This is a genomic window from Paenibacillus sp. NPDC058174 (assembly GCF_042883865.1).
Classification (GTDB): Bacteria; Bacillota; Bacilli; order Paenibacillales; family Paenibacillaceae; genus Pristimantibacillus.
On record NZ_JBHVUY010000001.1, the window covers coordinates 2,550,719 to 2,577,452 of the forward strand.

Sequence of the window (26,734 nt, forward strand, 5' to 3'; positions counted from 1 at the left end):
ATTTCCAGCTAATTTTAACCAGCATCAGCCGCAATCCGGCATGGCATTTCAACGCGATATCCGATAAAATAGAGGGGCAGCCTTTGAAGGAAGAAGGAGAATGAATGAACGCATTGCAAATGACGCCTCAGCAGCCGCAGCTGTGGGGCGATAAACGATTTCATACATGGAATTACGAAATGCGCGAACAGTTCGGCGGCAAAATATTTAAAGTGATGCTCGACGCCGGCTTTACTTGCCCGAACCGCGACGGCACGATCGCCAAAGGCGGCTGCACGTTCTGCAGCGCGCGGGGATCAGGCGATTTTGCGGGAAGACGCCGTGACGATCTGGTCACGCAGTTCAATACGATCCGCGACCGCCAGCATTTGAAATGGCCGGACGCCAAGTACATCGGCTACTTTCAGGCTTATACGAATACGTATGCGCCAGTTGAAGAGCTGCGCGAGTATTATGAAGTGATTTTGCAGCAGCCGGGCGTCGTTGGGCTATCCATCGCTACCCGCCCCGACTGCCTGCCGGACGATGTCGTCGACTACCTGGCTGAACTGAATGAGCGAACCTACTTGTGGGTGGAAATGGGTCTACAGACGATTCACGAATCGACCTCGACGCTGATCAACCGGGCGCATGACACCGAATGCTATCTGGATGCGGTACGCCGGCTGCGTGAGCGCGGCATCCGCGTCTGCGCCCACATCATCTACGGCCTGCCGCAGGAAACGCATGAAATGATGCTGGATACCGGCCGTGCCGTCGCGAAGATGGACGTACAGGGGATCAAAATCCACCTGCTACACCTCATGCGCAAAACACCGATGGTTCGCCAGTACGAAGCCGGCTTGCTGCGTTTTCTCGAGCAGGACGAGTATGTGAAGCTCATTGTCGACTCGCTGGAGTTTCTGCCGCCGGAGATGATCGTTCATCGGCTGACGGGCGACGCCCCTCGTGACTTGCTCATCGGTCCAACTTGGAGCTTGAAGAAATGGGAAGTGCTCAATGCGATTGATGACGAGCTGAAACGCCGTAATACTTGGCAGGGCAAGCTTTGGGGGAACAGCTAGCATGGGTTTTCTGTCTGTCCTCAGCATGGCCCATAAATGGATTGCCGAGCGGACAAGCCCTGGCGATATCGTTATTGACGCTACCGCAGGCGGCGGTGTCGATACGCTGACACTGGCTTCGCTCGTTGGTTCGGGAGGCACCGTGTACGCTTTCGATATTCAGCAGGAGGCTTTAGAGCGGACGCAGGAACGGCTTGCCTCTCTTGCGGCGGAAGGCCGGCTGCCCCGGCTTAGGCTGCTGCTTCAAAGCCATGCCGAAATGGCCGCGGCTGTAGATGACGACGCGCACGGGAAAGTGGCAGCCGTCATGTTCAACCTCGGCTATTTGCCGGGCGGCGACGAGTCTGTCATTACGCAGCCGGAGACGACAATTGCGGCTCTGGATGCTGCATTGTCGCTTCTCCGCCCCGGAGGCATCGTTACCTGCGTCCTCTATCCGGGGCATCCCGGCGGAGAATTGGAGGCCGCAGCCGTAGAAGCTTGGGCTTCGCAGTTGCCAGGTACCCTTGCCGCTGCCGTTGTCTACCGGCAGCCGCAGCGTACGACGGCGCCTTATCTGGTAGCCATCGAGAAGAGGCAACGCTAGGCAGCTTATTAACCGCCGCAAATTAACCCGCTACTCGGTACTAAGCAAATTAAACAAACTAACCAAACAGGGAGAGAAATTCATGACTGCAAACGTAAAACCTTACCCGCTTCAATTTCAACCGGAAATGAAAGAACGTATTTGGGGAGGACGCGCGCTGGAGCAATTCGGCCTGACGCTTCCTGAAGGCTCGATCGGCGAAGGCTGGATGATCGGCGATCACCCGAACGGAACAACAAAGGTCGTTAATGGCGAGCTGGCTGGCAAAGGATTGGATGAAATCCGCGAGTCCTACGGTCGCGAGTTTTTCGGAACGAAAGGCTTTTCCGAGAAAAACGGCCGCTTCCCGCTCTTGATCAAGCTGCTGGACTGCAACGACGACCTGTCGGTTCAAGTTCACCCTACTGATGACTATGCAGGCCTGCCTGCCGGTGAGCTGGGCAAAACCGAAATGTGGTACATTCTCGACGCGAAGCCAGGCGCGAAAATCATCTACGGCTTGAAAGACGGCGTTGACCGCGCAGCAATGGAAGCGGCTATCTCCGAAGGCCGTATTACGGACACTCTGCAAGAGGTTTCCGTTAAAGCGGGCGATGCGTTCTACATCCCAGCCGGTACTGTTCACGCGCTTTGCGCTGGTGTCGTAGTAGCAGAAATCCAGCAAAACTCGGATACGACTTACCGTTTGTATGACTACAATCGTCTCGGCCTCGACGGCGAGCTGCGCGAGCTCCATATCGAGGATTCGCTGAACGTTATCGCTTATGAAGGTTCGGGCGCAAGCCGCATGACGACCGAAGGCATCGCCGATGGCGAATGGCTGACGATCGCATCCTCCCCATACTTCATCGTTGAAAAAGGTATCGTCGCTTCCAAATCTGCTTACTCGACAACAGCTGAAAGCTTCGTTATCGTTGTCGTTGCAGAAGGCAACGGCAAGCTGAACTGGGCAGACGGCAGCCTGGACGTGAAAGCAGGCGAATGCTTCCTGCTGCCTGCGAACCTCGGCGGCTATGAGCTGGACGGATCGATGACGGTGCTTCGCAGCGTCGTTCCTGCTTAATATGGATTAAATGAATGGAGCCCGATGCAGAGCATCTGGCTCTTTTTTTGCCGGAAGCGGCTGACTGGGTCAGTCGTACAAGAAAGACAGCGGTTATTTACCGCTCGCCAGCTTGCAGCGATGCTCAGTTGCTCGACTGCCTGGCCGATATGCTGCTATTTTGCTATGAGGTTCTGCTGTTCTGCTGCTCCACTGTTCTGTTTTTCTATTGCTCTGTTGCTTTTCTGATTCTGTTGCTCTTCTGACTCTGTTGCTCTAGACGTTTTCACGGGTTGTCTACACTTTATTTCGCAAATCAAAATGCAAAAGTACATTTTGTTTGCCGCTTTTTCGCCGATTTATCGCTTCAAAATGCAAAAGTGCAGGTTGATTGGCCCAAAAAGCGCATAAAGGGTGGATTTGACCGTTTTCAAATGTACTTTTGCATTTTGATCACGATTTTGTGCGTTTTGAGGTCCAACAAAATGTATATTTGCATTTTGTTGCCCATTTAGCATATGCGGTTAAGTGTGATCGGAATAGGTGGGGGGCGTTCGAAGTAGAACAGAACAGCAGTCAGCAGAACAGCACATAGTAGCGGAACAACAGAGTCAGACGAGGTTTAGCCGACCAATTTTTCGCTGCCGCGTACTATAACAACGCCAGAGCGAAGCCGGTTCGCTGTTTTGCGAACCTATTTTCGCTGTTGCAGGTCATACCAGCATCAAGCCAATCATTAGCGAAGCAAATTTCGCTGTCCGTGAACATAGGTTCGCGAAAAACGAAATTACATTCGCTATCTGCAAGCAACGCCCACGTTACCCTCTATGCAGCGAACCAGACTTCTTTAAATAGCGAAGCTGGTTCGCTATAAACGGGTAAGAGCTGCTAGACCACTAAGCAGAGTAGCTCTGAGCAATAAAAGAATTAGTTATTTGCTTTTCACTAGTTCTCACTAGTATCAGCAATGTCCCTGCATATGCGCGAGGCCAGGGGAGCGAAGCCGGTTCGCTGTTTTGCGAACCGATTTTCGCTGTTACAGATCATATCAGCATCAAGCCAACCATTAGCGAAGCAAATTTCTCTGTTCGTGAACACAAGTTCGCGAAAAACGAAATTACATTCGCTATCTGCAAGCAACGCCAACGTTACCCTCTATGCAGCGAATCGAGCTTGTTTAAATAGCGAATCTGGTTCGCTACAGCCCGCCCGGACAAGCGGACCCACTCAGCACCCCAGCACTTAGCGAGTAACAAAGCTACTCGTTCCTAATCCTGCCGCCTTAGCCACAGCTAATAAAAAACAGCCTCGCAGGAGCAATCCCTGCGAAGCTGTGAAACCATCCTAATCATGCGCCGGCGATTTGCGCCGCGCCGCTTATTTTCAACATATAAGGCTTCGGAACCGGCTTGCTGCTGCCGCTGCCGTCCAGCGCATACAGCACGGCAAGCAGCGTTGCGCTGTCCTTACGGATCTCTCCAGACTCCAGGTACGCAGCCAGATCGAACGGCAGCGTCTCAATGACCGCATGCTTCTGCAGCTCCCGCTCGGATAGGCGATGCTGCGCAAATTCCGCCGAAACCTCCTCCGGGCGTTCCGCGAGAAGACGCATCCAGCTTCCCCATACTGACTTGTCCATCGTGAACTCCCACCACGTTTTGCGCGGCTTATAGTTATGGTTCAGGAAGAAGTCGTATTTCATCAAGCCCAGCACGACTTCCAGATCCAGCTTGCCTCCGCCGGAAGCAGCGTCATGCTCCTTGTACTCATTAAGAAACGCCCAAAGTCGTGAGAACAAGTCCTCCAGCTGATGGCCGATCTTTTGCCAGCCGCGCGCCTCCCAGTAGTCGCCAAACGTCTGGAAAAAGGCAAACGCCGACGGGAATACATTATCCACCAAATAGAGGAGCGTACGGTCCATCCGATGCGCATTCCAATACTTCTCAAGCACATCCTCCACCCGTTTAATGCGGACGATGTCGCCAAATGGCATCAGATCATTGCCCAGCATTTCGTAAGGGGACTGATCCATGTAGATGTAGCCCCATTTGTCGGCATCGCGGCGAAGGCCTGTACCGCGGAGCATTTTCAGAAAGCCCAGCTGCAGCTCCTCCGGACGCAGAGCAAACACATCGTTGAACGTGCCGCTGAACGTCTCGTAATTTTCCAAAGGCAAGCCGGCGATCAAGTCCAAGTGCTGGTCGATCTTGCCCGACTCCTTCACCTTCGTCACGGTACGCACGAGCTTCGACCAGTTTTGACGCCGCTGTACAGCTAGATTGGTCGGGTCATTCGTCGATTGCACGCCGATCTCGAACCGGAATACGCCTGGTGGCGCATGCTCGGACAAATAATCCAGCACCTCGGGACGCATAATGTCCGCTGTAATCTCAAACTGGAACACGCAGCCGCGATGGTTCTCAATAAGAAACTGGAACATTTCGAGCGCATAATCCCGTTTAATGTTGAACGTACGGTCGACGAATTTAATCAGCTTGGCGCCGGAATCAATCAGATACAAAATATCCGCCTTCGTCCGGTCCATATCGAAATAACGAACGCCAACCTCAATGCTCGACAAACAGAACTGGCAGCTGAACGGACAACCTCTGCTCGTCTCGAAATAGACGATGCGATTCGCCAGCGTCGGAACATCCTCCTTGAACCGGTACGGTGATGGCAGCGTAGCAAGGTCCAGCTTCGGACGGCCCGGATTGACGAGAATCTCGACACGGTCTGCACGCTGCTTCCGATAGGCCAAGCCGAATACCATATGGAATTTGGACGCGCCGCTCAGCTCGGTAAGCAGATGGTGGAACGTCTCCTCCCCTTCACCGACGACAATGAAATCGACCTCCGGAATTCGTTCCATCCAGAACTCCGTATCATAGCTGACCTCCGGTCCGCCAAGCACGATCTTCAGCTTCGGGTTGATTTTACGCAGCATGCCGATTACGGTAATGGTCTCTTCAATATTCCAGATATAGCAGGAGAAGCCTACGACATCAGGATTACGGGAATAGAGATCGGAGACGATGTTCATCGCCGGATCTTTAATCGTATACTCGGCAATATCAATATCAAAATCCTTCTCGCTGTACGCCTTCAGACAACGAAGCGCAAGCGACGTGTGAATATATTTGGCATTTAGGGTGCTCAGAACAACTTTCATAGCATGACCTCTCTAATTTCAATCTAACTAACCATCATCTTTATTATTGTACCGAATAGCCGGGCAAAAAAGAAGAGGCCCTCCTCAGCGCCACTGCTGAAGGGGACCTCATCCACTCAATCTTCTCTAATCCTATAAAATGAATGATAGCATTAATCTCTAACTTTAATGATCAGCGCATTTTTCACTTGCAGATCGACTACCGTAAATGCCAAGCGCCATTTGTCATTGCCCAAGTCCGTCACTTCGTCTGCCGCATAGCCGCGCGGCTTGAAGCCGTAAGTCCGGTCAAACTTGACCAGGAACTGAATCTTCTCGCCTGGAAGCATCCGGTTCAGCTCAGCGCCAATATTAATGGACCAGGAGCGCAGCTCGGCTGCAATCGAGCTTCCATACTGCATGTAGAACGAAGGATCGATATTCGCCGAAATGACAAGCCAGCCCTCGGAATCACGTTTTACCGACCAATCGGTAAATTTTGCTGTACCGTCTTGCATTTGAACCGCGGAGAAATGCTTGTCCATCAATTTCCGGATCGTATCCTCTGATTCACCAACCAGCGTTGCAGGAAGAGTCGGGTCGAGGAACTTCACATTGGCAGCAGGCTTATTGCCCAGACTGCCAAGCATCAGCGTCGCATGACTTACTGCCACTGCAAAGTTCAAATCTGCATTCGACACGATACCAGCAGAAGTAATGCCGATCAGTTCCCCGTATTCATTGAACAGGGCACCGCCGGAGCTGCCGTGATCGATTGGCGCACTCGTCTGAATATAACGGACGCCGTTCTCATATATGAAATTGCTGATCAAGCCGTCGGACACTGTATTTTGCAAGCCCAGCGGACTGCCAATCGCAATGACTTTATCGCCCTTGCGGGAGAACAGGTCGTAGCCCAGGCTTACTGGAGTCGCATCCAGCGGCTCTTTCATCTGAATAATCGCCAAGTCGGCTTTCTCGTTCGCTGCGGCAACGCCAGCCACTTCCAGTTCATCGCCATTTACAGTTACAACAGTTGCAGAGGATGCATCCTCCATCACATGATAATTGGTTAGAATCCAATACTTGCCAACGACGATGCCGCTGCCCAATGCGCGGTTGGTCGTAATCGTGACAATGCTGTCATCATACTTTTCTACCAATTGTGCCGTCGTCAGCTTCACGCGGCTTGCCTCGGCATCCTTCATGATTTGCTGGTACAGCTTCCAGTTCTCATATTCCTTCGTCGTAATGCGGATGGACGATTCCTTGCTGTTCCATTTCACATTCGCATCCAGTGCCTCCGCGATAAAGCGGGCCGGCACGTATGTAACGCCATTCCGTACAACCGGTGCAGCATCAAGCTTAACCGACTTTCCGTTGACGATCGCCGTTTTCTTGCCGACTTTAAGCGAGATGCTTACGCCGAATTTAGATCCGATAATCGTCTCGGTTGTCGCTTCCCAGGATACGTTTGCACCCAGCGCATCGAAGATCGGACGCATAGGCACGAGGGTCACGCCATCCTGCGTAAACGGAGCCGACGAAAGCGCCAGCTTTTTATCATCGACATAGACGGAGATTTGCTTCGCTATCGTTGCTGGAGCAGCAAGCTTGGTTGCGCTTGAGACAGGAGCGACAGCAGCATTGGCAATTCCGCCGGACAGAGGCGCGAGCAGCAGGCTCGCCGTAATACAAGTGCTTAACAGCATTTTGAATCGTAGTGTTCTCACAGCGGTAATCCTCCATTTTTTTACTACATTGCCATAATGGCTTCACAAGTCTTATTATCGTAACACTCCGGCTGGCTGTTTGTCTATGAAAACGGTTTTCATAGATTGGTGCCCTAAATTGGCCGAAACGAAAGGCCGCTTCGGTCATCCCAATAGTATTGATAACCCAATCATGATATAGTGATTGCAGCAAGGAACATGCAGGAGGTTGTCAGCAATGCCCAAGAAACCGTTCAGCTCCGCCAAACCGAAATCCAGCTCGCCAGACCGGAAATACCCGGTCAACGAGGAGGCGGAGCTGCTCTCTTTTCTCATCACCCATCTCAATCAAGGCCGCAATTCGATCAAATCACTGCTCGCACGCGGACAAGTATATGTCGGCGAACGCGCTGAGACGAAATACAATTACATGCTCAAGCCGGGACAGCTCGTCACGATCCGCAAGGAAGGGACTACGGAGACCGTTCCGCTGGCCGGACTTGTTATTTTGCATGAGGATGATGATCTTATCGTCGTGAACAAGGATTCCGGTCTGCTGTCGATTGCTTCGGACAAAGAGGCCGACTTGACCGCCTATCGTCAATTGACCGCCCATGTGCGGGTCACCGATCCTAAGAGCCGGATTTTTATCGTGCACCGGCTTGACCGGGATACATCAGGCGTCATGATGTTTGCCAAAAGCGAAGCCGTGCAGCAGAAGCTTCAAACCAATTGGCAGGAAATCGTCAAGGAGCGCTCCTATGTCGCTCTGGTAGAAGGCACCGTCAAGAAAAACGAGGGAACGATTAAATCCTGGCTGAAGGAAACGAGCACGCTGCGCATGTATTCCAGCGACCGTCCCAATGACGGTCAGCTTGCCGTAACCCACTACAAGCTGCTTCAGGCAGGCCGGCAGTTTTCTCTGCTTGAAGTTCATCTGGAGACCGGACGGAAAAATCAGATCCGGGTGCATATGCAGGATATCGGCCATCCGGTCGTTGGCGACAAGAAATACGGCTCAAGAGCGAAGCCGATTCCGCGCCTCGGGCTGCATGCCCGCGTACTGGCTTTCGAGCATCCGTCATCCGGCAAGCTGATGCGGTTTGACACCGGCATTCCGAAGCTGTTCTATAGCCCTTTTAAGGGCGAGAAATAAACTTACATCAATAATGGAGGACAACGAAAAAATGGAGCTCTTAACAGTTACAAGCTACAGCGTTGAATTTGTAAAAGATCCGTTTGGCATTTTGGCCGGGCGTCGCTATGAATTTCTGATCGATCTCGACTTGGACGAGGAGGACGAGCTCTATTCCGCCAAAGGCATTTATTTGCGGGTCGTCTACGGCGTAGAAGACGGCAACGGCGCTATCGTCAAGCATGATCTGATTGAAAAAGAAACCGAGCGCCATCTCGACTTTGAGCTTGAGGACGATGAGCTGGAAGAACTCGCCGCTTTTTGCGCCGAGCATTACCGGGAAGCAGAGGAATAAACCGCTGCTGAACTCGCCAAAACAAACAAAAACGCCTGCAGCCTCTCCCTTAACGGGATCTGGCTGCAGGCGTTTTTTCTAATCCTATAAATCCTATAAAGGGATGCGGTAAGCAGAATGCTCTTCGATAATATGCTCCCCATTGTTGTAGACCCACTTGAACGAGAAGGACGTACCTGTATAACCCGTGCGGCTCTGAATATCGGGTAAAATAATCGGTTCGAAATTGTTCTGAATCGTCTGCTGCAAGCCGCGGATTCGCTGTTCATTAGCTTCGTGCAGCTTCTCCGCTTCCTCTTCCGTCTGCGCGGTCTGCATGAAATAGGCGATGCCGATTTCCTTGTCGCTCAATCCATCCGGAAGCGGATAGCCTGAGCCGCGAAATATTTCTTTTACCGTGTCATTCCAATCCCGATATAAATCGATAGCCAATTCCAACATATACTTTCTCTCCTTATACTAAAAAGCTACCAGTTAGAGCCTCCAGATGAATTGCCTCCATTATTAGAGCTGCCTCCGCTGGAGCCCGAACCCCATGATCCTCCGCCTGAGGAGTGGTTTGAGGAGGATGAGGAATGATGCTGCTGTTGCTGCTGCCTCATCATCTCTTCTCTGCGCTCCTCTGCTTCCACCGCTTCATAATCGCGGTGCATCTGATCCACGATCCGGGTTAATCCGGCCATTTCACTAATCGCTTGCGCGTACATGCCTGCGGCGATCATTTGCTTCGTCTGCTCGCTCAATGAAGTAAAGTTGCTGCTGTACACATGGCGGTTGATTTTCGAACCAGCTCTGCGATAGACGGTATCGTACATCGCCTGGGCTTCGCGCATCCGGCGCTCCGCCTCCCGCTTCTCCTCCAGCTTCCGGTTTACTTGCCCCTGAAGCGCATGAACATCGTCTTCAAATTGCTGGAGCTCGCTCTCAATCTCATCCATCTGAAGCGGCGGCAGCGACAAGACGCTGCTCAGCTTGCGGTAAGCCCCTTCAATCGCCGTGTAGGATTGCTGCCAGCCCTGATTCATTGGCAATGCTTCCCGCCTAACCAGCGATTGAATGCCATCGAACTGGCTCCACAGGCTGTCGACCGACCGTTTCGCCCGCTGCTGCCGTTCATCCAGCTCACGGAAGCCGCCTCTGCAATCGGCAATCGTATCATCGCATTCATGATAGCGGCCAAGCCAGCCGTCAATCAGCTCGCGCGCACGGTCATAATGCTGTTCACTGTCTCCAGTTAACCGATCTAACTCGGGGAGCTGGCGGGCAGCTTCCTGAACATCTGCCTTCATTTGCTCAAACCGTTCATACAGCTTAAGCCAATGATGCTTGGAATAGGTCGAGCGGATATAGCCAAACTGCTGCTCCAGCTCGGCAATATCTTGCTGGAAGGGCTGCTGCTTCTCCACCAGGTAATCAATATCTTTGCGGTTCAGCTTCTTCAGCTCCGCTTGCCGGTTCGCGATGCCTACAGCCTCGGCCAAGAGCCGGTCCGCTTCGTCGCCAAGCTGAATGACTTCATCCATCGCGCCCTCATGAAGCCTTTCATGCAGCTTCTCCATCACGACGCGGGCTTGATCCAGCAGCGCAAAAGGATTGAGCCGCATAATCGCTTTACGGATTCCGTTCTCATCCGTAATCCGTTCCATTTCAGCTCTTCGCTCAGCCGTTACGGCAGCAAAATCACGGTGCTTGCTCATATACCGCTCGATAGAGCCGATATGCCCAAGCAGCGTCCCGCTGTCCGTCCAGCTCTCGGTGGCAATCCGATCTGCTTCAATGGGATCAAATACCTCGAGGCGGTCCGCCTCCTCCAGCTTGACGGCCAGCCGGTCGAGCTCGGCATAAATGAGCTGGAGCGAGTACGACAGCCGGTTCCGCCATTCATCCGTTTGCTTGCGCAGATCCGGCAGCCGTTCATGCAGGTCATCCGTCGTCTTGCGTACATTCGCATCGGCTTCCACAATTCGGCTGATCTCGCCGCGCAGCTCTGACAGCTTCGATTCCGAGCTGTCTAGCGCTGCTTTGAGCGCGTCGTGCACAGCATTCAGCTTCGGATAGTGAAGCGGGAATATGCGCTCGCTCTCCGCTTTGGTCCGCAGCTGATCCAGACCAACAAGCAATTCCGACAAGCTCTGATCGATCGACGCAACAAGCTGTTCGGTTTTCCCCTGCGTCAGCCCGACAAATGGCTTCAGATCGGCATTCGCATGCTCTACTTCGACCATTAGCCGGCCGGTTCTTTCCTTCTGGCGCGCAAGCTTGCGCAGCTTGAAGAAAGAAACTGCGGCCGCCCACAGCGCGCCAATTAAGACGCAAGCTGCAAGCACCCAAACGAAATCCAATCCTGTCTGCGGCCTCGTATGTTCCACTACTGGCTGTTGATGCACAGATGGGTTCGTTACACTCGGCCGATCCGGGCCTCCGCTGCCGCCATTGCCTTGAGACGCTCCGCTGCCTCCTGATCCGACAGCTCCTGTCTCATTTTCATCAGGCGTTTCCACGATCGGCGGAGCCTCCAGCAAATTGACGGCCTCCATCAGTGAGAGTGAGGCCTGAACGAAATCTCCATTTTTCGCTGAAGGAATAAAGTGCAAATTAACGAGCTCGGTCAGCTTCGACTCCGTGCCGTCGCCATTGCCGTCGTAATCGTCAGGCAATTGATCGATCGCAGCCTGAAGGCCGGGATTATTAAAGTTCATCTCGATCCGTCTTTCCTGCTTCGAAATGACAAGCAGCACATCTCCGGTTTGCAGCTTCCACGCTTTATAAGCCTTGGTGGCAAAGGCAGCCGAATCCTCTCCATCCAAACTATTAATAGTCAGTACATAAAACTGGTATAAACCCGATTGAGCAGCCTGCTCCAGCTCATCCAGCCGGTTGTCGTCAAGCATCGCTGCGGTGTCCTTGATATGGCCTTCTGGCTTATCAGGTACAGCTGCAGCAAACAACGCCCCGGGCAAAGCCACAGCCAGCATAAGAATTAGCGGCAGCAGCAAAATGAATCTTTTCAAAAGCGAACCCTCCTCCACATCCTGCAACGAATGAAACCACTACACCTTTTTACGTTAGTTTACGACACCTCGTTGCGCGGAGCAATGCACAGCAAAAAAACCGGCATACGAGAATGCCGGTTTCTTGTTTATCCAATCGGGTAATGGCAGGCTGCAAAATGATCTTCTCCCACCTCACGCATCGCAGGCTCCTCCTCCCGGCACCGGGCTGTAGCAGCCGGGCACCGCGTATGGAAACGGCAGCCGCCAGGCGGATTAGCCGGCGATGGAATCTCGCCTTGAATAGCGATAAATTCCCGTTTGCGCGCGGGATCCGGCTGGGGGATCGAAGAGATGAGCCCTTTCGTATAATGATGGGCCGGATTCCGGAACAGCTCTTCACTGGGCGCAATTTCGACCAGCTTGCCCAAATACATGACGCCGATCCGATCGGAGATATGTCGAACGATATTGAGGCCGTGCGCGATAAAAAGGTAGGTCAGATTCAGCCGCTGCTGCAAATCCTTCATGAGATTGACAATTTGCGCCTGTACCGACACATCAAGCGCCGACACTGCTTCGTCCGCCAGAATAAACCGGGGCTGAAGCGCAATTGCCCTTGCTATCCCTATGCGCTGGCGCTGACCGCCTGAGAACTCATGAGGATAGCGGTCATACCAGGCTGGATTCAGGCCAACAAGCTCCAGCAGCTCCTCCACTCGTGCTCTGCGTTCTTTGCCGCTCAAGGCCTTCTCATGAACGCGCAGCGGCTCGCCGATAATTTCGCCTACCGACCATCTGGGATTGACGGAGCCTTGCGGGTCCTGGAATACAATCTGCATATCGCGCCTCGCGCGCCGCAGATCAGCTCCAGACAGCTCCGTCAGGCTTTGGCCGCGAAAGCTGACACTGCCCTCCGTAGCTCCTTCAAGCTGAAGCATTACTCTGCCAAGCGTAGATTTGCCGCTGCCGGATTCTCCGACAAGTCCAAATGTCTCTCCTTGGCGAATAGCGAACGATACCTGATCAACTGCCCGGATACGGGAATGAGAACGGTTAAGAAGACCTCCCCGGATCGGGTAGTGCTTGGACAGTCCTTCTACCTTGAACAGCATTTCAGAAGCTGAAGACTCGCTGCTGTCCGAAGTATTCGAATCCGCCTCTAATTGAGGGCCATCCGCAGCAAAGGCAACGGATTCCGCATTCAACGGATGCTTCTTGTCCGGCCCAATCCCCCCTCCCGCATCAGTCAACGCCGGATACCAGGATTCGGATTGAACGAGCCGTTCGGCATGCCAGCATGCGGAAAGACGGCCATTAACCTCTGCGAGCGGAGGCGTTTCATTCAAGCATTGCTCGGTTGCAAATGGACAACGCGGATGAAAGCGGCAGCCGCCTGGCAGCTCAGACAGATTTGGAATCGACCCTTGTATGGCATACAATCTGGCATTCCGGTCGCTGTCCATTGTCGTAATGGATTGAAGCAGTCCCCTCGTGTAGGGATGATGGGGCTGCTCAAAAAGCTGCACCGCCGTCGCCTGCTCAACAACCTGGCCCGCATACATGACGATAACCCGGTCCGCCATCTCGGCAGCTATGCCCATATCATGCGTGACAAGCAATATCGCCATGTTGAATTCTTGCTTCAGCTCCTGCAGCAGATGCAAGATTTGCGCCTGTATCGTCACGTCAAGGGCGGTTGTCGGCTCATCTGCGATGAGCAGCTCCGGGCCGCAAGCAAGCGCCATCGCGATCATCGCCCGTTGGAGCATGCCTCCGGAAAGCTCATTCGGATACTGCTTCATCCGAACCTCCGGCTCAGGAATGCCAACCCTCCGGAGCAAATGAACGGCATGCTCCCATGCCCCCGCCTTATTGCGCTGCTTATGGCGCAGGATGACTTCTATAATTTGGCTGCCTACCGTAAACACAGGATCAAATGCCGCCATCGGCTCCTGAAAGACCATGGCCATTTTTTTGCCGCGCAGTGCACGCAGCTCCGATTGGGGCATCGTCGACAGCTCTTCTCCGTCCAGAACGATTGAACCGCCGGAGATAACGCCGTTCTCATAATCGATTAACCGCATGATGGACTTTGACGTAATCGTTTTGCCGCTGCCCGATTCCCCGACCAGACAGACCGTCTCGCCAGCCTCTAAATGAAGCGACACATCCGATATCGCTCTCAGTCTTCCTTTTGCAGTTGTGAAATCGACCGATAACCGGTCAATAGCCAAAAGCTGGCTCATATCGTTCCTCCTTTCATTGGTTGATGCAGCTCCCGCAGATGCAGAAAGCATGCAGCATGCTCCTTGCCGTATACGGAGTACGACATGCCGTTCACGAATTAGCCCCGGCTGCGCTTCGGATCAAGCCGGTCTCTCACCCGGTCGCCCAAAATATTGACCGACAGGACGAATAGCGTGATCGCCAGTCCTGGAAACGTGCAAATCCACCAGGCAACAGTCAAATACCCTCTGCCTTGAGAGAGAAGCGCGCCCCAGTCCGGAATTTCCTTAATCGTGCCAAGGCCAAGGAAGCTTAACCCCGCTCCAGTCAAAATCGATGAACCGATTCCGATTGCCGCCATCACGAACATAGGCGATAACGAATTCGGCAGTACGTGACGCCAGAAAATAACCGGTCCCGTGGCGCCGATCGAACGCGAAGCCGTAATGAAAGGTCTTGCCTTCATGCTCATAATCTGTCCCCGCATGACTCTGGCGTACCCCGGAACCGTAGCGGCAGCGACTGCGAGCACGACATTCGTCAGGCTTGGCCCCAGCGCCGCCGCAATGGCAAGCGCCAGCAATACGCCGGGGATCGTCATCAGCACATCTACGATGCGCATAAGTATAGTGTCGATGATACCGCCCGCGTAGCCAGCCAGCGCTCCGATTAGTCCGCCCGTTATACTGCCGACCAATACGGAGACAAAACCGATAATGAGTGAATCACGGCTGCCGTATACAACGACACTAAGCACATCCCGGCCAAAATAGTCCGTACCGAGCGGATGCGACCAGCTCGGATGCAGAAGCACCTGGTCTGCCTGCATAGCTGTAGGGGAGTACGGTGCAAGCCATTGCGGCACAAGTGCGCATAAAATGATCAGCGCAACGGCAACGGCTGCGCCGTATACGAATAAATCGGATGCGGACAGCTTGCTTCTATTAATTCGCGGGAGACGGAGCAGCCTTCTTCTTGCAAGCGAGAGGCCGCCGCTTGATACCGCTGCTTCTTTCATGAAATGAAACGCCCCTTTCTAACTCGCCCGCCTTACGCGAGGATCGATGAATGAATAGGACAGATCGACTAGCAGATTGACGATGATATATACAACTGCTGAGAAAAAGACAACGCCCTGTACAACGGGCAAATCCTTCGCCATAATGGCATCCGCAATGATGCGGCCGATTCCCTGCCGCGAGAATACCGTCTCGATTACGACGGTTCCGGCCAGCATCTCGCCGACGATCATGCCAATCATCGTAATCGCCGGTATTAAGGCGTTACGAAGCGCATGCTGATACATAATCGCCCGCTCAGATAAGCCTTTCGAGCGAAGCGTGACGATAAAGGACTCGTTAATGACATCCAGCATGCTCGTTCGTACCATTCGGACGATAAAGCCCGCGCCGACAAGCCCAAGCGTAAGGGACGGCATAATGAGCGATTTGAAGCCGGTTGAACCCATCGCCGGCAGCCATCCCAGCTGGACCGAAAAGATTAGAATGAGCAATATGCCCGACCAGAAGGTCGGCATGGAAATGCCGAACAATCCGATTAATCTGGCCAGCAAATCGATAGGCTTATTGCGGTGAATAGCCGACAGCACGCCAAGCACAATTCCAATAACGACTGCGATCGCCGAGCTCATAGCCGTAAGAGCCAGCGTCGCAGGAAAGTGTTTGATAATTTTCGGCAGCACCGGGTCCGAATTGACCATGGAATTGCCGAAATCACCATGCAGCAGGTTGATGAAATATTCAGCAAAACGAACGTAGAACGGACGATCCAGGCCTAGCTGATGCCGCATAGTGGCAATCATCTCGGGCGTGGACTCGGCGGGATCCAGCATCATGAGAGCTGGGTCGCCGGGCAGCACGTTCATAATGATAAATACGACGATCAACGCTCCAATCAGTACAAGAAGGGAAGTATAGATCCGTACAAAAACGGATTTGCCCATGCTGCAGCAGCCCCCTTATTTCGTCAAATAGGTGTCGTTGAAGCGCGGGTATGCAAGCGCATCAAGCTTGATATCCTGTACGCGGTTAGAAGCAGCTATTGTATATGGAAATACGTAGATCGGGATAATGAGGGCATTATCGATAATGTGATGCTGAACTTGCTTGTAAATTTCAACCCGCTTCGCCTCGTCCTTCTCTACAGCCCCGTCTTCAAGAAGCTTATCGAGCTCCGCATTGGAGTAGCCGTGCAGTGTGGGACGGCCTGTTGGAGCTGCCGTATGGTAGAACGGATAGAGAGAGTTCGGATCGGCATTGACTTGGCTGTTGCCATAAATATCGTAATCATCATTGACGAAAATTTGGTTGACGTAATCTTTCGTAATATCGACCTTAACGTCGACGCCAATTTCCTTCAGCTGCTGCTGGATAATGGCTGCAATGTCATTGCGCTTCTCCCGGTTCGGGGAGGCGTCGACATAATGCAGCGTCAGCTTTTTGCCATCCTTCTCGCGGATGCCGTCGGCGCCCTTCGTCCAGCCAAGCTCATCAAGAAGGCTGTTAGCTTTGTCGAGATCTTTCTTAATTCCATTCTCCAGCGAGGAATCATAGCCAAGTGTGACCGGCGCCAGCGGCGACCATGCCTGCTCATACGTTCCTAGATAGAGCGATTTGACAATGGAGGTAACGTCAATTGCCGATTGCAGCGCTTGTCTCGCTTTGAGCTCGTTCCATGGCTGCTTTCTTTCGTTGATGAACAGCGTATACGGCAAGCCGCCTGTGTTTGTCGACAGAAGCTGGAATTTCGAATCATTTTTAATGGAGACGATGTTTTGCGGCGGAACGGTTTCCGCTGCCAGCACCTGGCCGCTTTGTACACTGCCGATGCGGGTCGCTTCTTCCGGTACGATTTTGAACGTGATTTTATCCAAGTAAGGTGCGCCTTGGTTCACTGCCGTTTCATTCGCCCATTTGTAATCGGGATTCCGCTCAATCACGATCTCCGAGTTCTCATCCCATTTCACAAACTTGAACGGGCCGGAGCCGACCGGATGCGTTGCGAACTGCTCGCCGTACTTTTTGACCGCCGTTGGCGATACGATGCCCAGCGTGCCTTGCGCGATATTGCGCAGAAACGCTTGTGACGGGGAAGCCAGCTTCACTTCAACCGTGTATTCGTCTATCACTTTGGATGATTGATAAGGCTGGATAAGGGCAAACGCATTGGATACTTTGGTAGCCGGATCTATAACACGATCGAAGCTGAATTTGACAGCCTCCGCATTTAACGGTGTGCCGTCGTGGAACTTAACATCGTCGCGCAGCTTGAATGTATATGTCAGGCCATCCTCCGAAATCGTCCATTCCTTCGCCAGCCAAGGCTTCACCGTGCCGTCTGGCAATTGTACAACCAGATTGTCGTACAAGTTGTTAATGATTCGGACACCAACTGCCAGGCCGTTCGTATGCGGATCAAGCGATACCGGCGACGTTGCCAGCGCATAGGTCAACTCGCCTCCTTGAACAGGAGCTTTCGTTTCCGCAGCTTGAGCAGGGCTGCTGCCTTCTTCTTTATTCGATGCGGAGCTGCAGCCCGTCAGCGCAATAATCGCAGCGAGCGTCACGGCTCCGTATTTCCACCAGCTTGCTTTTCTTCCCGTCTTCATTGTCATTTCCCCCTCTTATGCAAGCGATTCGTCTGCAATCTTTTCTTTCGTCTCTCTTTGTTTCGTATAACGGTTAGCAGGCACCGGAACGCCCAGATGGCCGCGAAGCGTGTCATGCTCGTAATCCGTACGGAACAATCCGCGCTCCTGCAGGATCGGCACTACGGATTCGATAAACTCGCTTTGTCCGTTTGGAATCGCTTCGCCGATAATGAAGCCGTCTGCCGCACCTTCCTCGAACCATTGCTGGATGAGATCAGCGACCTTCTCCGGAGTCCCGATAAATGCCGGACGAGGCGTCGCTTCCTGCTGCGCCACTTGGCGAAGCGTAAGCCCCTTCTCGGCAGCGTTGCGCTTAATCCGCTCCGTCGTGCTGCGGAAGCTGTTTTGACCAAGCTCCCCCAAATCCGGAAACGGCTCGTCAAGCGGATATTGCGAGAAGTCATGATGCTCGTAATAACGGCCGAGATAAGCCAGCGCATGCTCAATATCCACCAGCTCAGCCAGTTGAATATATTTGCGCTCCGCTTCTTCTTCGGTTGCACCGACAATCGGCCCAATCCCCGGCAAAATAACAATTTCGTCTCTGGACTTCCCGTATGACGCCGCTCTCGTTTTTACATCCTCATAAAATTGCTTGCCCTGCTCAATCGTCTCGTGATGCGTGAATACAGCATCCGCTTCTTTGGCCGCCAGCGTCTTGCCGTCCTCCGAGGAACCGGCCTGGAATACGACAGGCTGTCCTTGCTTCGATCTAGCAATGTTCAAAGGCCCTTGCACCGAGAAAAACTCGCCTTCATGATTTAAGCGGTGCAGCTTCTCTGGATCAAAGAACACGCCGGATTCCTTATCGCGAGTAAACGCATCGTCCTCCCATGAATCCCACAGCCCTCGGGCCACTTGTAAATACTCCGTTGCGATCCGGTACCGCTTCGGATGATCGGGATGCTCTTTTTTACTGAAGTTGTTGGCCGTTGCGGCCAAAGGCGAAGTCACAACATTCCAGCCTGCTCTTCCTCCGCTAATATGATCCAGCGAGCTGAACTGTCTGGATACCGTGAATGGCTCGCTGTATGAAGTGGACAATGTGCCGACTACGCCAATTTTTGAAGTAACGGCAGCAAGCGCGGACAATACGGTAAGCGGTTCAAACCGATTCAGGAAATGAGGGATCGAGTTCTCGTTGATATGCAAACCGTCAGCGATGAATACAAAATCGAATTTGCCCTCCTCCGCTTTTTGCGCCTGGCGTGTGTAATGCCCGAAATTAACGCTGGCGTCCGTTATCGCATCAGGATGCCTCCAGCCTGAAATATTGCCCCCTACTCCGTGAAGTGCTGCGCCGAGCTTAAGTTGACGTTGCTTAGCCATGATGAATTCCTCCCGCAATATAATTTTTATAATTCCTATTGGTTTTGTCGACTTTAATATTGAAACGAGTTTATCATTGCAGACAGCCATTCGGCTAATAGAGCTTTTCTATTGAAAAATAAATAATATTGATTCGTGCTTGGTTCGTAACCAATGCAGCTTCTAGCAGATGTCCCTTCTGTGGCATAAGAAGAAAAAAGGCTCTCCGCCGAGGAACGTTATAGGTTCCTGACAGAAAGCCTTAATAAATTTATTGAGCTTACGTATCGGCAAACGACACCTGCTCTCCTGTAAGTGGAGGCTGATATGTCGCTTAATTGTTGTCGGGCAAGCCAAAATTCAATTCGTCCTATGAACGGAAAAATTGCGGCAAATAAGCTTTATTCCGCTCCAGCATCTCATCCAGCATACGCTCAGCCGCATTGACCGAATCGATCAGGGGATGATTCGTCAACGCAAGCAGAGCCGTATCCCGGCTGCCCGTGACGGCGGCTTCAATCGCAAGCTGCTCATAGGTTTTCACCGCATGAATGAGCCCCTTCACCGCTAGCGGCACCGTCTCCACCGGCTGCGGGACGGGGCCATCCTTCCTTACAATGCAATTCACTTCGATAACGGCATCCTCGGGCAGGAAGTCGAGAATGTCTCCGTTGCTCACATTTAGCGTCTGAATATCACCCGAATCATTATAAAGGGAATTCATCAGCTTAACCGCCGCCTCGGAGTAGTACGCCCCTCCGCGCTGCTCCAATTGCTTCGGCTTCTCAGCCAGCTCTGGATTTTTATAAATTTCGAACAGCTCATCCTCCAGCCGCTTGACCGTCTCGGCCCGTGATTCGCCTTTAGCTGCGAGCGTTTGCTGTTCCTCCAGCATTTCGCGGTGCAAATAGAAGTATTTCAAATAATAAGAGGGAATCGCGCCAAGCGACTTGATTAAGCTCTCGTTCCACGCGGACTGCGGCACATTGGCGGCCGTATAGCCGCTGCGGCTCCCGAGCAGCTCTTCCAGCTTCGATTGCCCGTCGATCGTAATACTGCTAATCCAATGCAAATGATTAAGTCCCGCAAATTCGCAGGAGATCCGTTCAACGGGCACGTCATATAAACCGGAGAGCCACTTGTACGCCGCAATCGGGGAATTGCACAGGCCGATCGATTTAATTGAAGAATGCTTATGAATGGCCTCCGTGACCATGCCGGCCGGATTAGTGAAGTTAAGCAGCCAAGCGTCAGGGCAAAGCTCCTCCATATCCTTGCAAATATCCAGCAGTACCGGTATCGTACGCAGCGCCTTCATCATCCCGCCCGCACCCGTCGTCTCCTGTCCGATCATCCCGTACTTCAACGGAATCGTCTCATCCCAGCCGCGCGCTTCCAGCAGACCGATCCGCATCTGGGTCGATACGAAGTGAGCACCACTCAGCGCTGCCCGCCGGTCCATCGTCAGCGTGACCCGAATCGGCAGTCCCGATCTCTCCACCATCCGCTGTGCCAGACTCCCCACAATAGATAGCTTATGGCTGCCTGCTTCTATATCGACCAGAGCAATTTCCGTTACCGGAAAGGATTCATAATTCGCTATGAAGCCTTCTATTAACTCCGGTGTATACGACGAGCCGCCTCCGATGACAGCAACCTTTAATTTTGCGCCCATTGTGCCTGTCTCCCCTCAATTGCCAAGTCTGCTTTTAAATTGTCATAGACCACAGCTTCAACCTGCTGCCCGCTTCGTTCCATCGCCAGCAGAATCGCTCCGGCGGCCGGCTCCATCTCCAGTACCTTCAAGCTGCAGCCCGGCGCCGTCTCTTTCACGAGCCGCTCGATAAAAGGTACGATATAGCGGCTGTCGGCACGCGTAAGCAAGCTACCGACCATGACTAGATCAAAGACATCGTGCTCCATGCCTAGCCGGCGAATAACGGTGCTTGCCGTTAGGCCCAATTCAACGCCCTGCCGCTGCAAAATTCGCCGTGCTGCCTCATCGCGGTCCGCCGCATCAAAGAGCAGTTTCGCAAGTGTATTCGGTACGCTTCGTTTTCCTCCGTCCAAATACGCGGAGAACATCGCCTCGACTTCCTCATAACCCAAAGCTTCAAGCGTCAAAGCCGTCAAAGCTGTCGGCTGTTCTCTGCCTTCCCATGCCCGGATAACCGTACGGAACACTTCTACGGCCAATTCGCCGCCACCGCCAAAATCGCCAAACAGATAACCAAAGCCGCCGCATTGCAATTCATCGCCCCGCGCGTTGATACCGTAGCTATTCGTACCGCTTCCGCAAATGACGACAACGCCGCTCGACTGCCTCGTTCCGGCACGCAGGCCAATCACGGTATCGCAGACGACATCGTGGCGGGCAAAACCCATTGCTGCCACCATCGGCCGCAAAATAAGATAGTCCGCCTCCCGATCGGCACCGGCTAATCCAAACAGAGCATATTCGATAGCTTCGGCATTTAGCTTGGCCTGCTCTAGCGCCTCCTGTACCGCTTCCCGAATGCTTCGGTCGGCAAGCTCCACGCCCAGCTGGTGATTGCCGCACCCGCTTTTTCCCATACCGACAATACATCCTGCTTCATCCGTTACGACAGCAATCGTCTTGCTTCCCCCGCCGTCTACACCAAGGTAGTAAGTCAACTATGATCTCTCCCTATCATTACTAGACATAGGGACCGGCCAGCACCCGGCTGCCGCTCTTCCGGCTATTGCAGGTTTACATTTGACCGGTCCCGTTAGACCTATCTATCCGTCTGCCTCATGCTGCACTTTATTTGCTCAGCTTCGCTTTATTCTCTTGCCACTTCTCCGTTTTGTATGCGAGAAGCTTTTCATAACCCGCTTTCTGAGCATCATTCTCAGCTTTATCCAAGATGGACAGAACCTCCGCTTCCGAGCTTGCATTCATGACTGCCTTCGCCCTCGCCTGCTCATAGATGGATAAAATAGTTTGAGCGATAATGCCTTCCTCCGAATCGCCGGCCGGATCAAGATTGACATATTCCGTCGTATTGAATTGGGTTTTCCAAGTAATCGTAGACTGCCAATACGTCTCCCAATTCCGCTTGTCCTCCGGCAGCGTCATTTCGAATTTTGTCTTCGAGTTGTCAACATACACCGTGTTGCCGTTCCATTGGAAGTTAACGGTGGAATTCATCAGCTCATCGCGGCCTTTCGGGTCATTGACGAATTTATCCGTGAAGAGCGGAGCATCCTCTGCATCTACACCATCCCAGTACAAGCCCTCCGGCCCCCACATAATCGTGCGCTGCCCTTCCGGTCCTGTGAACCAGTCCAGGAAAGCAAAGATTGCTTCCGGATTTTTAGCCGACTTCGTAATGACGTTGACGTTCCAGCCCAGCTGCTTATAGTCGCCAGGGAAAATTTTGTTTTTGTCCAAGCCTGCTTTATGCACAGGCCATACCATAATGTAGCCAGCGTTCGGATCTTGTGATTTGAGCTGCGAATTGCCTTTCGAGCCAAATTCCGTCGGACTGGAAGCGGCATAGACCGCGATCTTTCCAGTAACGACCTTTTGCTCTACCTGCTCCAGCTTTTGAGTAAACGTATCCTGCGAGATGAGCTTCTCCCGGTACAGCTTATTCGTAAATTGCAGCAGCTCGCGGTACACCGGATCCGCAAACAGTGAGGTTAGCTTGTCGCCATTTGGCACCGCAATCATCTGATTGAAGGTGTAAGGACGATTCTCGGCGAATGCGGATACCATAACGTCCATGCCGGCAGCCAGCTGGCCCAGTTCAAGCGGAACGACATCCGGATATTTCGCTTTCACTTGATTCAAATAAGCGTACAGATCATCGGTCGTCTCGAGGCTCGGCGATCCCAGCTCCTCATAAATCTTTTTATTCACCAGATAACCTGCGTTGCCGTTAGGCTGCGTTGTATACCAATTCGGGAACTGATACAGCTTGCCGTCCGGCGACCTCAGCATATCGATCGTCGAATCGCCCGCCCATTTTTTCAAATTCGGATATTTATCTAAATAATCGTCAAAGGCAACGAGCATCCCTTCGGAACGAAGCTTCTCGACGTCCGGTCCGCGCTCCATCCAGATGACGTCCGGCAGCTGCTTGGACACGATCATCGTGCTCAGCTTGTTTTTGGCTGCACCGCCCGAGCTGATCGGCATGACGTTGACCTTCTTATTGTCTTGAATCCATTTGGTAGCCAGATCCTCGCCCCAAGCCGGCATGGTGTACCAGTCATAATGGCCATAGAACGAGAACTCAAGCGGCTCCTTGCCCAGCTCATAAGCTCCGCCTGCTTGCTCCGTGCCGGTATTGCCCCCGTTGCTTCCCTTATTTGTTTCTGGCTTACCGTTGTTGTCCGCATTCGAACATCCTGCTAGAACGGCTCCGATGACCAGTGTGACTGACAGTGCTGAAAGAAATGCTTTCCTCATCCTTTTCATGCATTATCCCCCCGTGCTTTTTTATGGTTAAAGGCAATGGCCTTGAACCTGCGGCTATTCTTTAAGCGATCCGATCAATACGCCCTTGACGAAATATTTCTGAACAAACGGATACACAAGCAAGATTGGCACAGTCGCCACCATCATCGTAGCCATCGACAAAGATTTTGTTGTAACCGCTTTCATTTGATTCAACCTGCCTTGAGCAGCCGAGTCCATATTCTGCATTTGCTCCAGCATAATGTTGGAGTTCAGTATCTGCTGAAGCTTCGTCTGAATGGGCAGCAAATCGACATTCGAAATATAAATGCTTGGTGCAAACCAGTCATTCCAATGATAAACCGCGGTGAATAGCGACAGCGTCGCGATAACCGGACCGGACAGCGGCAGGATGATCCGGAAAAAGATGCCCCAATTGGAGGACCCGTCGATCTGTGCCGACTCTTCCAGCCCTTGCGGAATACCGATAAAGAAGGTCCGGAAAATAATCATATTCCACACGCTGATAATGCCGGGAACGATCATCACCCAAAAGGAATTCATCAGCCCAAGCTGCTGAATGAGCAAATAGCTGGGAATTAAGCCGCCGCTAAAATACATCGTAATGATGCAGAGCACCATATAAACTTTTCTGCCAATCAGCTTTCTTTTTGTCATGCCGTAAGCCAAAAGCGCCGTTCCCGCAATAGAGAGAACTGTACCTGAGACTGTACGCAGCACTGATATGATGAAGCCGTCCACCAGCCGCTTGTCCTTGAAGACGACCTCGTAGTTCTCCAGCGTGAATGCCCTAGGCCAGAACGTAATGCCGCCAAGCATCGTGTCGCTGCCGTTGTTGAATGAAATGACCGCTGCGTTCCAAAACGGGTACAGAGCCGCAAAGCCCAATACGAACAGCAGCGTGTAGTTAATCCCGATGAATAACCGGTCTCCGGTCGACAATCTCATCGCCTTGCACGCTCCTTCCCGCTACCATAAGCTGTTGCCCGATTTGCGGGCCGCATAGTTTGCGCCGGCCAGCAATGCAACGCTGATCAACGCTTTGAATAGTCCGGCGGCTGTCGCATACGAGTACCTGGAATTTTGTACCCCTACCCGGTACACGTAAGTATCTAGCACCTCGCTTACTTCCCGCAGGCCGGGATTGCCCGCAAGCAGCAAAATATCGTCGAAGCCGGCGTTCAGCAGATTGCCGATAGCGAGTATCGAGAAGACGACGATAACGGGCATAATCGAAGGCACCGTTATGGAAAAGATTTGCCGGATTCTGCTCGCCCCGTCGATAGAAGCTGCCTCGTACAAATGCGGGTTGATGCCCGCGATAGCTGCCAGATAAACAATCGATGCAAAGCCGATTTCCTTCCATACTCCCGTCGTAACGAGAATCGACCAGAAATATCGGGGCTCGACGAGAAAGTTGATCGGCTCCTTGATCAGATGCAGACTTTGCAGCAGCATGTTCACGCTGCCGTTGTCCGTAGACAGCATGGAGATCACAAAGCCCGATACAATGACCCAAGACAGAAAATGCGGCAAGTAGCTGATCGTTTGCACAAGCCGTTTGAAATACCTGCTGCCCACCTCGTTAAGCATAAGCGCCAGCAGAATAGGTGCCGGAAAACCGACCCCCAGCTTCAGCAGGCTGATGACGAGCGTATTGCGCATGACATTCCAAAACTCCGGTGCATTGAAGAACATTTCGAAATGCTTGAACCCAACCCAAGGACTGTTCATAAACCCTTTGAACAAGCTGTAATCCTGGAAGGACATCAGCACGCCGTACATCGGAACGTAGCTGAACAGCAAGACAAGCAGCAATCCCGGTACGACCATAAGCTGAATATCCCATTGCTTGACAATTCGGATCAGAAGACTTTGCCTTCTATACGTCTGTTTTTCTGCGTGCAATCGAATTTGCGGCATCGCATCCCCCTCTTTTGCGAAAAGTCATCTTTACGTTATCTTTTGTCACATATTGAAGTTACGTCCTGCGCAACTTCTTACTCCCTTATTGTAGCTCCCCGATTCGGGACATTCTTCGCCTAAACCGTTAGAAACTGACACAATCTTACTGGTATTAGCCTTGCAGACGCCGTGACTCCTTCGGAGAAGCGCCGATATGCTTTTTGAACAGACGATTGAAATTAGACAACGTTCTGAAACCGCATTCAAGTGCAACGTCGGTAATCTTCATTTGATTGTTTTCGAGCAGATCAATCGCACGCTCCAGACGGATATGGATGAGGTATAAAAGCGGGGGCATCCCGACAGCGCGTTTGAAAATATCGCTGAACCGGGAAGGGCTGAGGTAGACGAGCGCAGCAAGCTCCGCAAGCGTCCAGTTGTGGGCGAAATTGCGTTCCATTTCGATGATGACATAGCGCATTTTATCCAGCTGGCGCTCGCTGATTTGGCTAGCTGCACCCGCGGCAGCCTCGATGCGGAAATCGCGGTTAATGGTCGCAAGAAACCGGAGCAGCAGCGAATAAACGATCGTCGTATGCGATCGCAGTCCGCTTGTATGCTCCTCCTGCAGCTCTAATAATAGAGAGCGAAGCTTATGAATACGGGGATGGCGGCGGTCCAGCAGATTCGTAAAGTTGACGCCCATTTCCCGGAACGGACTTAAAATTTCGGGATCAAGCCGCAAGCTGCTGATCAGCCAGGAGGGATCGAAGGAAATAACCAGCATGACGAGGTCCTTCGTTTCATAGGCGCAGTGCAAATCATTGGAGTTGATGAGCAAAATATCGCCTTGCTGAAATTCAAATTGCCGGCCGTTAATGATGTAGTAGCCCGTGCCAGTTTTGATCAGGTTAATTTCGAGCACATCATGCCAATGAAGTTTCTGATAGTAGCTTTCGACGCCAATCGTATCCCCAATAAACAAGGGGTAATGCTTTGCCAATCTTACTTTTTCTCTTGGAATGTCTCCGCCTCTGATCGTTGTCATGGTTAGGGAGCTCCTCTCGACGTTTTCTGATAAGTCAGAATAATGGCATGATTATGTTGTCATAAAAACTCTCATCGGACAAGCTGTTTTTT

21 protein-coding genes are annotated in these 26,734 nt (G+C 52.4%); 6 read left to right on the forward strand and 15 right to left on the reverse strand.

Going from position 1 to position 26,734, the window contains the following annotated elements; translation table 11 throughout:
• The first annotated feature begins 104 nt into the window (after positions 1-104).
• The 4 genes from mnmL (at position 105) to ACFVVF_RS11400 (ending at position 2,958) form a co-directional block, all read left to right on the forward strand.
• Positions 105-1,064 carry a tRNA modification radical SAM protein MnmL/YtqA gene (gene mnmL, locus ACFVVF_RS11385; protein ID WP_387808538.1) on the forward strand — a complete coding sequence of 320 codons (960 nt, stop codon included), beginning with the start codon at positions 105-107 and terminating at the stop codon, positions 1,062-1,064.
• A 1-nt stretch (position 1,065) separates the two neighbouring features.
• Complete coding sequence (mnmM, locus tag ACFVVF_RS11390) at positions 1,066-1,650, forward strand: tRNA 5-(aminomethyl)-2-thiouridylate-methyltransferase MnmM (protein WP_387808541.1); 585 nt, start codon at positions 1,066-1,068, stop codon at positions 1,648-1,650.
• 82 nt (positions 1,651-1,732) lie between these two features.
• Entirely contained in the window at positions 1,733-2,713 is a 981-nt protein-coding gene (locus tag ACFVVF_RS11395; RefSeq protein ID WP_387808544.1) for a type I phosphomannose isomerase catalytic subunit, read from the forward strand.
• Positions 2,714-2,727: 14 nt separating this feature from the next.
• Positions 2,728-2,958: a hypothetical protein gene (locus ACFVVF_RS11400; RefSeq protein ID WP_387808547.1), complete on the forward strand. Its 231-nt coding sequence runs from the start codon at positions 2,728-2,730 to the stop codon at positions 2,956-2,958.
• A 1,082-nt stretch (positions 2,959-4,040) separates the two neighbouring features.
• On the opposite strand, the gene ACFVVF_RS11405 is transcribed toward ACFVVF_RS11400, so the two are convergent.
• Both ACFVVF_RS11405 and ACFVVF_RS11410 read right to left on the reverse strand, forming a co-directional pair.
• Positions 4,041-5,864, reverse strand: coding sequence for a B12-binding domain-containing radical SAM protein (locus ACFVVF_RS11405; RefSeq protein ID WP_387808550.1), 1,824 nt, complete (start codon positions 5,862-5,864; stop codon positions 4,041-4,043).
• A gap of 152 nt (positions 5,865-6,016) precedes the next feature.
• Positions 6,017-7,576 carry a stalk domain-containing protein gene (locus tag ACFVVF_RS11410; RefSeq protein ID WP_387808553.1) on the reverse strand — a complete coding sequence of 520 codons (1,560 nt, stop codon included), beginning with the start codon at positions 7,574-7,576 and terminating at the stop codon, positions 6,017-6,019.
• A gap of 217 nt (positions 7,577-7,793) precedes the next feature.
• Here ACFVVF_RS11410 and ACFVVF_RS11415 point away from each other — a divergent pair, with 217 nt between their 5' ends.
• The gene (locus tag ACFVVF_RS11415; RefSeq protein WP_387808556.1) at positions 7,794-8,711 is read left to right on the forward strand and encodes an RluA family pseudouridine synthase; all 918 of its coding nucleotides are present in this window, start codon (positions 7,794-7,796) and stop codon (positions 8,709-8,711) included.
• A gap of 31 nt (positions 8,712-8,742) precedes the next feature.
• Positions 8,743-9,045 (forward strand): DUF6509 family protein, encoded by a 303-nt coding sequence (locus tag ACFVVF_RS11420; protein WP_387808559.1) that lies wholly within the window; start codon positions 8,743-8,745, stop codon positions 9,043-9,045.
• 93 nt (positions 9,046-9,138) lie between these two features.
• Here ACFVVF_RS11420 and ACFVVF_RS11425 read toward each other — a convergent pair whose 3' ends face one another.
• The 13 genes from ACFVVF_RS11425 to ACFVVF_RS11485 form a co-directional block, all read right to left on the reverse strand.
• Complete coding sequence (locus ACFVVF_RS11425) at positions 9,139-9,486, reverse strand: hypothetical protein (protein ID WP_387808561.1); 348 nt, start codon at positions 9,484-9,486, stop codon at positions 9,139-9,141.
• Positions 9,487-9,512: 26 nt separating this feature from the next.
• Positions 9,513-12,056, reverse strand: a complete 2,544-nt coding sequence (locus ACFVVF_RS11430) for a septation ring formation regulator EzrA (protein ID WP_387808564.1) — start codon at positions 12,054-12,056, stop codon at positions 9,513-9,515.
• Positions 12,057-12,184: 128 nt separating this feature from the next.
• Entirely contained in the window at positions 12,185-14,284 is a 2,100-nt protein-coding gene (locus tag ACFVVF_RS11435; protein WP_387808567.1) for an ABC transporter ATP-binding protein, read from the reverse strand.
• Positions 14,285-14,382: 98 nt separating this feature from the next.
• A complete protein-coding gene (locus ACFVVF_RS11440) occupies positions 14,383-15,282 on the reverse strand; it encodes an ABC transporter permease (RefSeq protein ID WP_387808570.1) in 900 nt (299 codons plus the stop codon).
• Positions 15,283-15,300: 18 nt separating this feature from the next.
• Positions 15,301-16,227: an ABC transporter permease gene (locus ACFVVF_RS11445; RefSeq protein WP_387808573.1), complete on the reverse strand. Its 927-nt coding sequence runs from the start codon at positions 16,225-16,227 to the stop codon at positions 15,301-15,303.
• 15 nt (positions 16,228-16,242) lie between these two features.
• Complete coding sequence (locus ACFVVF_RS11450) at positions 16,243-17,892, reverse strand: ABC transporter substrate-binding protein (protein WP_387808576.1); 1,650 nt, start codon at positions 17,890-17,892, stop codon at positions 16,243-16,245.
• A gap of 15 nt (positions 17,893-17,907) precedes the next feature.
• Positions 17,908-19,263: an LLM class flavin-dependent oxidoreductase gene (locus ACFVVF_RS11455; protein ID WP_387808578.1), complete on the reverse strand. Its 1,356-nt coding sequence runs from the start codon at positions 19,261-19,263 to the stop codon at positions 17,908-17,910.
• A 349-nt stretch (positions 19,264-19,612) separates the two neighbouring features.
• A complete protein-coding gene (locus ACFVVF_RS11460; protein WP_387808581.1) occupies positions 19,613-20,917 on the reverse strand; it encodes a 6-phospho-beta-glucosidase in 1,305 nt (434 codons plus the stop codon).
• The gene (locus ACFVVF_RS11465) at positions 20,902-21,897 is read right to left on the reverse strand and encodes an N-acetylglucosamine kinase (protein ID WP_387808584.1); all 996 of its coding nucleotides are present in this window, start codon (positions 21,895-21,897) and stop codon (positions 20,902-20,904) included. Before ACFVVF_RS11465 ends, ACFVVF_RS11460 begins: the two co-directional genes overlap by 16 nt.
• Before the next feature lie 130 nt (positions 21,898-22,027).
• Complete coding sequence (locus ACFVVF_RS11470; protein ID WP_387808587.1) at positions 22,028-23,689, reverse strand: extracellular solute-binding protein; 1,662 nt, start codon at positions 23,687-23,689, stop codon at positions 22,028-22,030.
• A gap of 54 nt (positions 23,690-23,743) precedes the next feature.
• Positions 23,744-24,637, reverse strand: a complete 894-nt coding sequence (locus ACFVVF_RS11475; protein WP_387808589.1) for a carbohydrate ABC transporter permease — start codon at positions 24,635-24,637, stop codon at positions 23,744-23,746.
• Between the two features lie 21 nt (positions 24,638-24,658).
• Positions 24,659-25,612 (reverse strand): ABC transporter permease, encoded by a 954-nt coding sequence (locus ACFVVF_RS11480; protein WP_387808593.1) that lies wholly within the window; start codon positions 25,610-25,612, stop codon positions 24,659-24,661.
• Positions 25,613-25,766: 154 nt separating this feature from the next.
• A complete protein-coding gene (locus ACFVVF_RS11485; RefSeq protein WP_387808596.1) occupies positions 25,767-26,642 on the reverse strand; it encodes a helix-turn-helix domain-containing protein in 876 nt (291 codons plus the stop codon).
• Positions 26,643-26,734: the final 92 nt, after the last annotated feature.

Bases quoted from the DNA above. Each gene is read 5' to 3' on its own strand.
- mnmL (WP_387808538.1), top strand. From the start codon at position 105: ATGAACGCATTGCAAATGACGCCTCAGCAGCCGCAGCTGTGGGGCGAT.
- mnmM (WP_387808541.1), top strand. From the start codon at position 1,066: ATGGGTTTTCTGTCTGTCCTCAGCATGGCCCATAAATGGATTGCCGAG.
- ACFVVF_RS11395 (WP_387808544.1), top strand. From the start codon at position 1,733: ATGACTGCAAACGTAAAACCTTACCCGCTTCAATTTCAACCGGAAATG.
- ACFVVF_RS11400 (WP_387808547.1), top strand. From the start codon at position 2,728: ATGGAGCCCGATGCAGAGCATCTGGCTCTTTTTTTGCCGGAAGCGGCT.
- ACFVVF_RS11405 (WP_387808550.1), bottom strand. From the start codon at position 5,864: ATGAAAGTTGTTCTGAGCACCCTAAATGCCAAATATATTCACACGTCG.
- ACFVVF_RS11415 (WP_387808556.1), top strand. From the start codon at position 7,794: ATGCCCAAGAAACCGTTCAGCTCCGCCAAACCGAAATCCAGCTCGCCA.
- ACFVVF_RS11420 (WP_387808559.1), top strand. From the start codon at position 8,743: ATGGAGCTCTTAACAGTTACAAGCTACAGCGTTGAATTTGTAAAAGAT.
- ACFVVF_RS11425 (WP_387808561.1), bottom strand. From the start codon at position 9,486: ATGTTGGAATTGGCTATCGATTTATATCGGGATTGGAATGACACGGTA.
- ACFVVF_RS11435 (WP_387808567.1), bottom strand. From the start codon at position 14,284: ATGAGCCAGCTTTTGGCTATTGACCGGTTATCGGTCGATTTCACAACT.
- ACFVVF_RS11440 (WP_387808570.1), bottom strand. From the start codon at position 15,282: ATGAAAGAAGCAGCGGTATCAAGCGGCGGCCTCTCGCTTGCAAGAAGA.
- ACFVVF_RS11445 (WP_387808573.1), bottom strand. From the start codon at position 16,227: ATGGGCAAATCCGTTTTTGTACGGATCTATACTTCCCTTCTTGTACTG.
- ACFVVF_RS11450 (WP_387808576.1), bottom strand. From the start codon at position 17,892: ATGAAGACGGGAAGAAAAGCAAGCTGGTGGAAATACGGAGCCGTGACG.
- ACFVVF_RS11455 (WP_387808578.1), bottom strand. From the start codon at position 19,263: ATGGCTAAGCAACGTCAACTTAAGCTCGGCGCAGCACTTCACGGAGTA.
- ACFVVF_RS11460 (WP_387808581.1), bottom strand. From the start codon at position 20,917: ATGGGCGCAAAATTAAAGGTTGCTGTCATCGGAGGCGGCTCGTCGTAT.
- ACFVVF_RS11470 (WP_387808587.1), bottom strand. From the start codon at position 23,689: ATGAAAAGGATGAGGAAAGCATTTCTTTCAGCACTGTCAGTCACACTG.
- ACFVVF_RS11475 (WP_387808589.1), bottom strand. From the start codon at position 24,637: ATGAGATTGTCGACCGGAGACCGGTTATTCATCGGGATTAACTACACG.
- ACFVVF_RS11480 (WP_387808593.1), bottom strand. From the start codon at position 25,612: ATGCCGCAAATTCGATTGCACGCAGAAAAACAGACGTATAGAAGGCAA.
- ACFVVF_RS11485 (WP_387808596.1), bottom strand. From the start codon at position 26,642: ATGACAACGATCAGAGGCGGAGACATTCCAAGAGAAAAAGTAAGATTG.